The 13,221-nt window shown below is 27.3% G+C and carries 11 protein-coding genes; 9 read left to right on the forward strand and 2 right to left on the reverse strand.

Features of this window, described 5'->3' with window-relative positions; all coding sequences use genetic code 11:
• Positions 1–37: 37 nt before the first annotated feature.
• Entirely contained in the window at positions 38–961 is a 924-nt protein-coding gene (locus tag T324_RS0105530) for an Abi family protein (protein WP_028329319.1), read from the forward strand.
• Between the two features lie 9 nt (positions 962–970).
• Here T324_RS0105530 and T324_RS0105535 read toward each other — a convergent pair whose 3' ends face one another.
• On the reverse strand, positions 971–2,224 hold the full coding sequence (locus T324_RS0105535) for a MiaB/RimO family radical SAM methylthiotransferase (protein WP_028329320.1): 1,254 nt from the start codon (positions 2,222–2,224) through the stop codon (positions 971–973).
• A 293-nt stretch (positions 2,225–2,517) separates the two neighbouring features.
• Between T324_RS0105535 and ftsZ the strand changes: the two genes are divergently transcribed.
• The 4 genes from ftsZ to T324_RS0105555 are packed head-to-tail and all read left to right on the forward strand — an operon-like array spanning position 2,518 to position 7,981.
• Positions 2,518–4,623, forward strand: a complete 2,106-nt coding sequence (gene ftsZ / locus T324_RS0105540) for a cell division protein FtsZ (RefSeq protein WP_028329321.1) — start codon at positions 2,518–2,520, stop codon at positions 4,621–4,623.
• Positions 4,624–4,638: 15 nt separating this feature from the next.
• Positions 4,639–6,576 (forward strand): tetratricopeptide repeat protein, encoded by a 1,938-nt coding sequence (locus T324_RS0105545; protein WP_028329322.1) that lies wholly within the window; start codon positions 4,639–4,641, stop codon positions 6,574–6,576.
• A gap of 3 nt (positions 6,577–6,579) precedes the next feature.
• Positions 6,580–7,194, forward strand: coding sequence for a dephospho-CoA kinase (coaE, locus tag T324_RS0105550; protein WP_028329323.1), 615 nt, complete (start codon positions 6,580–6,582; stop codon positions 7,192–7,194).
• Positions 7,151–7,981, forward strand: a complete 831-nt coding sequence (locus T324_RS0105555; protein WP_028329324.1) for an SPOR domain-containing protein — start codon at positions 7,151–7,153, stop codon at positions 7,979–7,981. The genes coaE and T324_RS0105555 overlap by 44 nt, the downstream gene beginning before the upstream one ends.
• Before the next feature lie 67 nt (positions 7,982–8,048).
• Here T324_RS0105555 and T324_RS0105560 read toward each other — a convergent pair whose 3' ends face one another.
• Positions 8,049–9,122 (reverse strand): thiamine biosynthesis protein, encoded by a 1,074-nt coding sequence (locus tag T324_RS0105560; RefSeq protein ID WP_028329325.1) that lies wholly within the window; start codon positions 9,120–9,122, stop codon positions 8,049–8,051.
• 146 nt (positions 9,123–9,268) lie between these two features.
• Here T324_RS0105560 and T324_RS0105565 point away from each other — a divergent pair, with 146 nt between their 5' ends.
• The 4 genes from T324_RS0105565 (at position 9,269) to T324_RS0105580 (ending at position 13,220) form a co-directional block, all read left to right on the forward strand.
• On the forward strand, positions 9,269–10,159 hold the full coding sequence (locus T324_RS0105565; protein WP_028329326.1) for an ankyrin repeat domain-containing protein: 891 nt from the start codon (positions 9,269–9,271) through the stop codon (positions 10,157–10,159).
• A 37-nt stretch (positions 10,160–10,196) separates the two neighbouring features.
• Positions 10,197–11,330: a DUF362 domain-containing protein gene (locus T324_RS0105570; RefSeq protein ID WP_028329327.1), complete on the forward strand. Its 1,134-nt coding sequence runs from the start codon at positions 10,197–10,199 to the stop codon at positions 11,328–11,330.
• Between the two features lie 187 nt (positions 11,331–11,517).
• Entirely contained in the window at positions 11,518–12,288 is a 771-nt protein-coding gene (locus tag T324_RS0105575) for a dihydroorotate dehydrogenase electron transfer subunit (RefSeq protein ID WP_028329328.1), read from the forward strand.
• Between the two features lie 20 nt (positions 12,289–12,308).
• A complete protein-coding gene (locus T324_RS0105580) occupies positions 12,309–13,220 on the forward strand; it encodes a dihydroorotate dehydrogenase (protein ID WP_028329329.1) in 912 nt (303 codons plus the stop codon).
• The last annotated feature ends 1 nt before the right edge of the window (position 13,221 follow it).

Genomic DNA, 13,221 nt, shown 5'->3' on the forward strand with positions numbered 1-13,221 from the left:
TTACCTTTGGTAGCTCACTCTGCGGGCTTTTTTATTTATGAAGAATTATAATAAACCAGCTTTATCAATTAATGATCAAATAAAATTACTTCAATCTAGAGGCTTAATAATAAAAGATATAAATTATGCTACGAAAGTTTTAGAAAAATTAAATTATTATAATTTTAGCGGATATATTTATATATTTGAAAATAAATCAACTACAAGAACTCATAATTTTTTAAATAAAACCACTTTTGAAGAAGTCTTTGAAGTTTTTAAATATGATGTACAATTAAGACAACTTTTATTTTCTTGTATTTCTTATATAGAAATATATATGAGAAATATTATAGCTAGAAATTTTTTAGATGTATATAATAATGATCCATTTGCTAATTATAATTTATTAAATTATAATAACGTAAATAGTGAAATAAATAAAGAAGTTTTACGATCAAAAGAAATATTTATTAATCACTATAAAAGAGAATATTTAGATTATCCTAAAATTCCAATTTGGATAAGTGTAGAAATAATGAGTTTAGGTACATTATCAAAATTTTATTCTTCTTCTGAAAAAAAATTACAAATTTTAATAACTAATAATATGAATTTGTATCATTTAAAATATTTAAAAAGTTGGTTATTTGCTATAACCGAAATAAGAAATAGATCTGTACATCATTCAAGAATTTTATGTAGGCAATTATTAAATCCTCCAATTATACCTAAAAATATTGTACTGAATAGTAATTATAATTGGAATTCAATTTCAAATTCTTATTTATTTAATTTTATAGTAACATTGGAATACATTGTTAAGGTTTCTAGTATTTATACAGAATTTACATTACCAATTATTCAAAATTTATATGATATGATTAATAATATATCAAATAATAGAATATTAAAGAATAAACCAGTAATAAATGATATAGGTATAATAAATAATTGGAAAGGTGATTTATTTTTCTGTTAATATATTTATTTACTCGCAAATCATAATACCGCCTTCATATTTCAATGCCTTTGATGATACAAGATCCTTTTTGCTTAAAGCATTTTCTCTATGAAGTTTGCATTTTAAATATTCAGCACTTGTTCCTATATAATTACTTTCGCCCAAATCTTTTTCTATTACTATTTTTAAATTTCTTCCTTCAGCATTTTTATAATATGAATCTTTAAGTTTGTTATTTAAATCATTTAATATTTTAGCTCTTTTTAATTTAGTTCTATATCCTACTTGACCGTCCATTTTTGATGAAGGAGTATTTTCTCTGTTTGAGTATCTAAATATATGAATCTTTATGAATTTTGATTTTTCGCACAAATCACAAGTATCATTAAAGTCATCATTATCTTCATGCGGAAATCCTACCATTACATCACTGCTTATAGCCATATTTGAATTAATTTTGTATAATTTTTCAGTTATATTTAAATAATCTTCTCTTGTATATCTTCTGTTCATAAGTTTTAGTATTTTGTTGCTTCCTGATTGTAAAGGTATATGAGTATGAGGACATAATACATCATCATTTTGAAATAAACTTATAAGCTCATCATTAAAATAAAGAGGCTCTACAGATGAAAGTCTTATTCTTATTCCATATTTTGATGAATGTTCTAATATGTTTTGAAGTATTTTTGTGAATTTTATTTCATTATTATAATTGTATGAACCAAGATTTAAGCCAGTAAGAACGATTTCTTTATAATTGTAATCATTAGCCATTTTTATAGCATCGTAAATTTTTGAAGGCTCAACACTTTTATGGCTTCCTCGTACTCTTGATACTATACAATAAGTACAAAATACTTCGCATCCGTCCTGTATTTTTAAATATGCTCTGCTTTGCTCTTGAGGAAAAAATATAGGATTTTTAAACTCAGTAGAGTTGTTATTATGCATAGTATTAAATATTATTTCAGATGCTTCCTCTTTTTTATCATTTGGTATGAGAACAATATTATCCTTAATAATAGAAGAATCTCTATCTTTTTTTGATACATAACATCCTATTAAGAATATCTTTTTTTGAGATAAGTCGCCAAGTTTTTCCAAATAAGCCATAAGTTTTTTATCACTGTCATTAGTAACAGTACATGTATTTACAGCTATAGCATCAGCATTATCTAATTCGGTGATATTGGCACCCATATTTTTTAATTCATAAGATATTTTTTCACTTTCATATTGATTTAGTCTGCATCCAAAAGTATGTATATGTATGTTCATATTATTCTCTTAAATAAATAGTATTAATTCTTTATTAGTATATATTAAAAGTGATAATAACTCAAACATATTTTAAAAAATGATTAATTAACATAATAAATTTGTTATTAAAGTTCTATAAATTCCGATTAACATAATAAGATATTTTTTTATTTTTCCTACTTGCGGTATTTTATAATTATGTTAATATAATTATGTTTATTAAAATGCGAGTATAGTATTAACATATATTATTAATATTTAAATAATAAAAGAATTTAATTTCTATTATATATAGCAAGGGAGTGTATAGAATGAATCCTAACTATCGAATAGAGTTGGCTGATAATAATAAAGGGAGAGAAAAAATGACATTTAATAATGCATCTTCATTAGATAACACAGTAATCAAAGTAATAGGTGTAGGTAATGGCGGATGTAATGCAGTAAATAGAATGATAGAAGAAGGCTTAGAAAATGTTGAATTTATAGCAATGAATACAGATGCACAAGCTCTTTCCCGTTCTAATGCTCCTACTAGAGTTGTTTTAGGAGACAGAGTAACTCAAGGTTTAGGTGCAGGTACAGACCCAGAAAGAGGTGCTGAGGCTGCTAGAGAAGATATTGCTAGAATAGAAGAACTTGTAAGCGGTGCTAATTTAGTATTTATTGCGAGCAGTTTCGGAGGCGGTACAGGAACAGGTGCAAGCCCAGTAGTTGCTGAAGCTGCTAAAAAAGCAGGTGCTTTAACTATTGGTGTAGTTACTAAACCTTTTGATTATGAAGGTAAATTAAAAATGAGCCGTGCTGAATCAGGTATAGATAAAATGCTTACAGTAGTGGATTCTCTTATTATAATACCTAATGAAAATCTATATGATATGGTTGATATGGATAATTACAGCTATGAACAGGCTTTATCTGTTGTAGATGATATACTTCGTCAAGGCGTACAAGGTATTTCTGATATAATCACTCAAACTGGATTTATCAATGTAGATTTTGCCGATGTAAAAACTATGATATCTCTTTCTAATGGAAGAGCTCATTTAGGTATAGGTGTAGGTAAGGGTGATGAAAGACTTCAAAAAGCTATTACTAATGCATTTGAAAATCCTCTTTTAGATGTTTCTAGTATCAAAAATGCTAGAGGTATACTTGCTAATATAGTTTGTCCTAAAGACTTTGCTATGAGAGAATATAGAGAGGCTAGCAAAATCATCAATAATTATGCTAATGAAAATGCTAATATAAAAATTGGTGTTTGCCCTAAAGAAGATATAAAAGATGAAATTATAGTTACTATAGTAGCTACAGGTTTTGATGCTAATGCTAAAAACGATTCTGATAATAAAGATGTTGATGAGAATGCTAATGACAGATTTAATATAAATAGAAGTTTAAATAGTTCATCTAATAATACTTCTAAAATAAATAATAGCAGTACTTCAAATGAAACAACTAATAAATCAGAAAATATTGTAGTTGATATGGTTGAAACTAAAAAAGTAGAAGAAGTACAGAAAGTTGAAACTCCTAAAGCAGCATTAAATCCTTTTAATGATAAAAAAGTTACTGAAACTGTAGTGCCATCTAATAATAAAGCAGAAAATATAAGTGAAATAGATGATATTAATACAATAGTAAAAGAACCTGAAGAAGAAAAAGAAGTGGAACTTGGAGCTGCAAGTGTTAAGACAGAGGAAGTAAAAGCTGTTGAAAAAGTTCAAGTTGCAGAAGAACCAAAAGCTGCTGCTGAAGTACATAAAACTGAAGAAATAAAAGAGATAAGAGAAGAAAAAGCTGAAGTAAAACCTGTTGTATCAGAAGTTAAAACTGCTGAAATTAAGACAGAAAATAGAGTTGTAGAAAATAGACCTATAGATAATAAAACTGTAGAAACAAGAGCTGCAGTAGAAGAAAAAGTAGTATATGAAGAAAGAGCAGAGGAAGAAGATTATAGTTTTGAAAATAAAATTAAAAATCTTAGAAAGCCTCTTATAACTAAATCAACTAGATTTAATAATAATGAACATTATTCTGCAGAAGAATTATCAGCTAATGATAACTCTAATGTATATAATGATAATGCTGTAGAGAGATTTAATAGAACTATAGTTAATAATAGTCAAAATTCTGCAGAAGATAGTTTAAGATACAAAACAAGAAATTCTACTATACATAATAGAGCAGTAGAAAAAATATCAGAAGAAATGCGTTTTGAGGACGAAGAAAAAACTAATCATCCTCATTCAGATTATAGAAGACCTTTTGATATAGTTTCCGATGATTATATGGACAAACATAATAAATTAGGTTCCAAAATAGGAATATTTGGGGAATCATCTGTGACTGAAACAGATTTAGAGAAACCTGCTTTTTTAAGACGTCAAATACAGGCAAGAAATACTATGAGATAAGGTGTTGTTTTTATTATGAAGAAAAATATCTTTCAAAAAAGATTAATATTAACTCTTTTTATTCTTTATATATTTAGTTTATCAGCATTTGCCCAAAATACCATAGAAAATGCTACTAAACTTTATAATGAAAGAAATTATGAAGGTTCCATAGCTATATTGGAGAATCTTAATGTAAGACCAAGTGATTTAGATTCTTATTTGTTATTGATAGACAATTATATAAAACTTAATAATTATACAATGGCTGAGACTTTAATTGCTGATGCTGAGCGTTATCATTCTAGGTCTTATAAACTTTTTGAAAGAAAACTGTTAATAGAGATCACTAATAATAGGAATTCAGAAGCTAGAACAACAGTTAATACAATAAAGAATTTAGATAGTAAAAACTACTTAGCTAATTATGCTGAGGGCGTTCTTAGTGAAAGAGCTGGTTATTATAAAACAGCTATAAGTCTTTATGAAAGAGCTAGAGTTATAGATAAAATAAGACCGGAAGCTACTGTTGCTTTGGCATATTTATATTTAGCAAATGGGGATAATCAAAGAGCTTTAAATTTATTCAATGAAAATATAGCTAATAACCCTAGAATGGCTGAGTCTTATTATAATTTAGCTAATTATTATTATCTAAATAAAAATTATAATTCTGCTTTAAATGAAGTAAATAATGCATTACATTATTATACAAATTACAGCGATGCTAAAGTACTTCAGGCTAATATATATATAGCATTAAATAGATTTGATGATGCTATTGGTATATTAGAATATATGCCTGATACAGATTTTAATAATAATTCCAAATATTATTATATAGGAAGTGTTTATGAGGGAGCCAATAATTATCTTAGAGCTAAGAATGCTTATGTAAATTACCTCAAAGCAAATCCTGAAAATGAGCTTGGAAGACTTGCTTATGAGAGAGTGCTTATTAATACTAACCCTACACCTGATTATGAAAGGGACAGAGCAGCCTTATATTATGGTAATTTAGCATCTTATTATACTAGACTTGCAGATAATGTAAGAGCCCAGGCATATTTAAAACATATGTTAAGATTAAATCCTGCTAATACTTATGCAAGATTGATGCTTTCTGATGTTTACAGAAGAATGGGATTAGAGGAAAAATCTCTTGAAGAACTTGAAATAGCTAGAAATGTTAATCCGGAAGATAAATCTATATCATATAAATATGATAGTTATAAAAGAAAATTAGATAAGAATATTGTATCAAAGTCTTGGGGAATAAATCAGTATGCTGTAGAAAATTCAGGATTTACTATTGCAATAGCAGATACTATAGTTGCTCAAAAAAATAGCCCTATGTATTTAAATACCGCTTTATATCAAACATTATCTTATGTTTTACCTCAGTTTGGAAGATTTAGAGTGTTAGATATGTATACAAACTATTATAACACTAGAGATTTGTATAGAGAATTAAATAATAGAAATGTTGATTATTATTTAAAAGGTTCTGCTTTCCAAAATAATGACACTTTTACTGTTATGCTTGATTTAGTTGATGTAAAAAGTGAAAAAGTTGTTACAAACTTCACTATTATGACTAGAGGAAGAGAAAAAATAGTTGGTGCTGCTGTTATGACTGGAAGGGTTATAAATAATTCCATTCCATTCTATTCTAAAATAATAAAGATTCATAATGATAATATATATATAAATTCTGGAAGAATGCAAGGTATTACTAACAATATGAATTTAATTGTATATAATACTATAACACCTAGAACAGATTTATCTACAAGAGGTTATAATAGTGCCATAGGTATGATAAAAATTATAACTGCTGATGAAAATGTATCTTTAGGTAAACTTATAGACGGAAGAGTATTAAATAGAATAAATTTAAATCAAATAGTAATGCCTTATATAACAAATACTGCAAGTCAAACTACTAATACAAATAATAATATACAGCAGTAATTTATGAGTAGAAATATTGTAGGTGTATATGGGCTTATATGCTCAGGCAAGAGTTCATTTTCTAAAATGCTTGCAAGTGAAATGAATGCTTTATACATTGACGCAGATTTAATAGGGCATAGCGCTTTAATAGACAATAAAGAAAATATAGTTAAAGAATTTTCTTCTGATATTTTAGATGAGAATAATAATATAGATAGAAAAAAACTTGGTAAAATAGTTTTTAATAATTCAAAAAAATTAAAAAGGCTTGAAGAGCTTAATTATCCTTATATAGAAAAAAAGGTAAAAGAATTAATAGATTCAACAGATAAAGATGTTGTTATAGAAGCTGCTCTTATAATGAGAAGCAATATAAGATTAATGTGTAATAGTCTTATATATGTTAATGCCAAAACTTCTGATATAATAAATAGAATGAGAAAAAGCAGAAATATATCAGAACATGAAGCAAGAAAAAGATTAAAAATGCAAAGAGATGTTAAAAATAACAGGTTCAATGCCGATATTTTAATAAACAATATGAAAGATTATAATCATTTGATTATAATTTCAAAAAAATTAGGAAGGCATTATGGATTTAAATCAAAATACAGAAGAAAAAGGCTCTTCTATTAATAATAATCAATTTGGCAAAAGAAAAACACTTTATATAGTTAATTTTACACCTATAAGATTATTAGTATTTTCTATAAGTGCAGTTGTATTAATACTATTCATTTTTGTATTAGGTTTTCATTTAGGCGGTTCAAAACCAGTACATGCAAGCAATAGTTCTGATGATTCTATGGAGGCATTAATGCGTGGTGCTGAAACATCAGATAATATGGATAGTGAAATCAGCAGTGCAGATGTCCCTAATAATGATATAATGGCATTAAATGAATATGATAATACTTCTTCTTCAAGTATAATAAGGGAAGGAAATACCTCCGCTGACAGATATAATGAATATACTCAGAATTTGGCTTCAGAATTAGACGCTATTAATGAAGATATAAAAGAACAAGAAACAAGAGGAATGTCTCCAAATTCTACATATACTCCTCCTCAGCAAATGGCTGTTATTACTCCTAGTGCAGTACCATCTTCATCAGCAGCGAATAACAGTACAGCAAATACAAGAGTTCCTTATACAAGATCATCATCAAGCGATTCTATATACTTTATACAGGTTGCTGTTGGTTATGATAAGGAAAGCACATATTCTGCAAGAGACACTTTAAAAGCTAGATTCCCTAAAACTTTTATAAAAGAAGAAAAAACAGATGATGGTAAAATGATGTATAAATTAAAAGTAGGCAGATATGACAGCAGAGAGGATGCTCAAAAGGCTTTAGCTGAAATAAAAAAGATACCAGCCTATAAAGATAGTTACATTTATTCCGATAAGAAAGTAAGTTAAATAAAAATATCCTAAAAGTTATAGTGATACCCTTTTAAATGAATAATTTGAAAGGGTATTATTATATTTAAACTATTTGTTCAAATTTGGCATTTTTAGATTCCTTATTGTCTATATCTATATTTCTATTTTTGTATTCATTATTAATGTTATCATCATAATATGATGCTGTTATGGTTAATATATCTTTATCCTCTTTTGAAAAATATCCTATTATCATGGCAGAATTATTAATTATATTATCTATATTTTCTATTTCTTTTATATTTATAAAAAGTTCTAAATATCCGAAAGGTCCTCTGTTATAATTAGGTTTTAATGTTATACAATTTTTTCTTATTCTTTTTTCTAAAGCATCATTTTCTTTTTCATTTCTTCCAAGTAAAAGCTTCACATTTTTATCCATTCTAATATGCCTGCCTATAGCTAGATACTGCATTAATTCTATATTAAGTATATCAAATCCATTATTAGAAGTTAAATCAGCATATCTTCTTGCATATCCCTTATCAACTATGGCACATCCTGCACCTGCCGGAATAGGATAATCACTTATACCGAATTCTTCTGCTAATTTCATTTGTACATGTCTGGACCTTCCATATATATCATAAAGATTTTCTCTTTTTATTAAACCTTCTTTTTCAGGTATAGTTACAGGTAAAAGTTTTGCTGATAATGGTCTTAATAGTCTGCCTTCAAGTCCGCTTTCTTTTATAGCATTTATTAAGTCTTGAGATTTCTGACTCATTGGTCTTTGTCCTTTAACCTCTCCTGTAGCTACAAAATCAAATCCTTCTTCTTCCATTATTTTCTTGGCAGTTTTAAGCATTAATATATGACAATCCAAACATGGATTAATTGCACTTCCATATCCGTATTTAGGATGCAAAAACATATCCAAATAAACATCTTTTAATGAAACAAATCTTATTGGTATATTAAGAAAATCCGCAGCCTTTTTAGCAGGATCATCATTATATATTTCTAAAAGCTCTTCTTTTATAACAGCATATTCCAAACCAGTTACAAATCTTATAGCAAGAACATCAATATTTTCTCTTTTTAGTATCGCTCCTACAAGCATACTGTCCAATCCGCCAGATAGTAGTAATATAGCTTTTGCCTTTTTATCGCTCATTCAATTTTCCCTTTTTATAAGTTTATTTTTTATAATATACTAAAATGATTTTGTTTTGTCAATATTGTTATTTTTACATTAATATTGACATATTTGACAAAGCAAAAAAATTGATTATAATTAAAAATTATGTAATTGGAGGTAGTATGAAGAAATTTGTTATCATAGTTGTTGTACTAATTAACTTAATAAGCTGCAATTCAAATAAAAATGAAAATAATGAAACAATTTCTGATACAGAAATAAGTTCTAATATTAATAATATGCCGGAAACATTAGAAACCAATGTTTTTAATACATATGAAATTTATGAAGGATATGCTACTAATGAAGATATTGATGATATACTTCAAATGGCAGGAGATGAGAATTTGAAGGCGCTTGAGGAGCTTAATCTTGTAAGAGATGCATCATCTTTAGAGAAATGGCAATCAAAATATGCATATATATCTCCAATAGTATTTGCTGCTATGTATTATCCTACAGAAGAAAAGGCTATTGAATTAATAGGATATGGTGCTAGTGTCAATAAAGTTGATTTTAACGGTCTTACACCTTTAATGAGGGCTTCACTTATGGGGTATATTAAACTTGTCAAAAAACTCATAGAAAATGGTGCTGATATAGGAAGAGTCAATGAAAAAGGAGAGCCTTTAATTGTTCATGCTATTAAGCTTGAGCGTTTTGATATAGTAAAATATTTGATTGATAAAGGTATTGATCCAACTATGAAATATACAGATTATAGAAATATACCATTTTCTTTATTGGTTGCTACAGTTAATAATCAAAACACAGAAATAGCTGAATATTTGATAGAAAAAGGTGCTGATGTTAATTCTAAAGATACTATTAATAGTTCAAGCGAAGAAGCTGTAAATTTGATATTTACCGCTATTGAAAATGGTAATACAGCATTAGTAAAATTGCTTATAGAAAATGGTGCTGATACTTCAGTTTTTAATAAAGATAGAAAGACAATTTTTAATATAGCAAGAGAAAAAGGATATAATGATATTTTAGAGTTGGAAAAATAAAATATAAAAATTATTGATTTTAAATAAGGTTAATATTATGAGTAAAGTTGCTATAATAAAATGTGAGAATTATGATTTAGAAGAAGTAAAAAAGTCTATTAATAGAGCTATAGATTTGATTGGCGGAATAGACTTATTTGTAAAAGAAAATGATAAGGTATTATTAAAGCCTAATTTATTAGCAGCAGAATCCGCAGACAGATCTGTAACAACTCATCCTATAGTATTTGAGGCAGTAGTTTCTATACTTAGAGAAAAAAATATTAATGATATTTCTTATGGAGATTCACCAGGCATAGGCAAAGGAAATACCGTAGCTTTGAAGGCTGGTATAGATGAGGCTGCAAACAAATTAAATGTTAAATATGCTGATTTTGAAGAGCCTGTAGGAGTTTCTTATGAAAATGGAGTGCAGGAGAAAAGTTTTACAATAGCTAAACCTATTCAGGAAGCAGATGTTATAATAAGTTTGCCTAAATTAAAATCACATGCTTTGACAACAATGACCGGAGCTGTAAAAAATCAATTCGGATGTATTCCAGGTTTTAGGAAAGCGGAGTATCATTTGAAACTTCCAGATTTTGAAGATTTTTCAACTATGCTTCTTGATTTGAATAAGCTAGTTAATCCTAAACTTTATATAATGGACGGTATACTTGCTATGGAAGGAAACGGTCCAAGAAACGGAAGTCCTAGAAAAATTAATGCTATAATAGTATCAGATAATGCTGTAGCTTTAGATTATGTAGCTTCTCAAATAATATCATTTGATTATAACACAATACCAACTTTAAAAATGGGATTTAAGCATAATTTTTGTAATAAAGATGATATTGAAGTATTGGGAGATGGTATAGAAAGTGTAAAAGTAAATGATTTTAAGAAGCCTCATAAAGGTGTAGGTATAGGAAGAAGTTTGATGAAATTAAGCAAATTCCCTATAATAAAAAGATTATTTGCTGTTATTATACCTAAACCTGTTATAGATAAAAATAAATGTATAAAATGTGGGGTTTGTGTTAAAGTTTGTCCTGTAACCCCATTAGCACTAAATTTTGATAAAAAAGGTAAGGATTATCCTCCTGAATATTATTATAAAAATTGTATATCATGCTACTGCTGTCAGGAGTTATGTCCGCATAAAGCTATAGTATTAAAAAGAAAGTTTTAAAATCGTAATAAATTTTTTAAATACTTGAATTTTTGACAAAATATGATATATTAGGACTTTATGAGGAACATATTTTTTATTTATAACTACCTATAAGAATATTCAAGAATGCTCTCTCTTTACTGAGATTGGGCATTCTTTTTTTATATGCAAATATTTAATTTTGATTGAATGAAAGGTTTATAAAATGTTTTTAGAAGATTGTATCATATCAGATAATATACAAATATGCAGTGATAAATATATATTAAGAGTAAAATCAAAAGAAAGCTATAAACACTCTAAAGCAGGACAATTTTTTATGCTTAAAAGCAGTACTTTTTTAAGACGTCCTATAAGTCTGCATTATATAGATAATGATGTATTAGAATTCTATTATCAAGTAAAAGGTGAAGGAACTAAATATTTATCAACTTTAAAAAAAGATGATACTATTAATATTCAGGGTCCTTTAGGAAATGGTTTTGATACATCTATTCAAAATAAAAAAGTATTAATTGTAGCTGGCGGAATGGGAATAGCTCCTATTAAACTTCTTATAGAAAAATTAAATACTAATAATTCAATAACATTAATAATGGGCGGATCAAATGAAAGTGCTATAAAAATAATGCAAAGATTCAATACTGATAATATGGAACTATATATAACTACAGATGACGGATCTGTTGGAGATAAATGTAATACTGTAGATAAAACAAAAGAAATATTAAAAGAAAAAAGTTTTGATATTATATATACTTGCGGCCCTACAATAATGATGAAAGGTTTAATAAAAGTTGCTAGAGAAAATAATATACAATGCTATGCCTCATTAGAAGAAAGAATGGCTTGCGGAGTTAATGCTTGTTTAGGATGCAATATAGAAATAAAAGATGAAAACTCAGAAAATGGCTATATATTAAAAAAAGTATGTCATGACGGCCCTGTATTTGATTCTAAACTATTAAATATATAATTTTTTACGGATAATTTATTATGGATAAATTAAATATAAACTTTTTAAATAAACAATTAAAAAATAATGTAATAACTTCTTCAGGCTGTTTTGGTTTCGGTGAAGAATACAGTAATTATTTTGATATTAATAAACTCGGTGCTGTAAATTTAAAAGGAATTACTTTAAATAAAAAAGAAGGAAATAAAGGAACACGTACAGCAGAAACACCTTCTGGAATGATAAACTGTATAGGACTTGAAAACCCCGGTATAGAGTATTTCAAAGAAAATATAGTAAAAAATATAAAATACACAACACCTATAATTTTGAATATAAACGGGGCTACAATAGATGAATATGTAAAGGTAGCTGAAATTGCAAATGAGATAGAAAGAGTTGATTTTATAGAGCTTAATATATCATGTCCTAATGTAAAAAATGGAGGTATGGCTTTTGGTGCAAGCTGCGAAAGTGCTGAATCTACCACAAAAGCTATAAAAAAAGTATTAACTAAAAAACCATTAATAGTGAAGCTTTCTCCTAATGTTACAGATATATCAAGCATAGCAAAGGCTGTTGAAAATGCAGGAGCTGACAGTGTATCATTAGTTAATACATTTTTGGCTATGAAAATAGATACAAAAACTAGAAAACCGCTTTTAGGAAATACATTTGGAGGTTTATCAGGTGCTTGTATAAGACCTATTGCTGTTAGAATGGTTTATCAAGTGTATAAAGCTGTAAAAATTCCAATAGTTGGTATGGGTGGGATAAGCAATTATAATGATGCTTTAGAGTTTATAATGGCTGGTGCTACTTTGGTTTCTATAGGTGCTGGAATATTTTCCAACCCTACCCTTCCTATTGAAGTTATAGATGGTATTAATAATTACCTTAAAGAAAATAATATACAAAACATAAAAGATTTAATAGGTGCAGCTCATTTATAAT

Source organism: Brachyspira alvinipulli ATCC 51933, assembly GCF_000518245.1.
Taxonomy (GTDB): Bacteria; Spirochaetota; Brachyspiria; order Brachyspirales; family Brachyspiraceae; genus Brachyspira; species Brachyspira alvinipulli.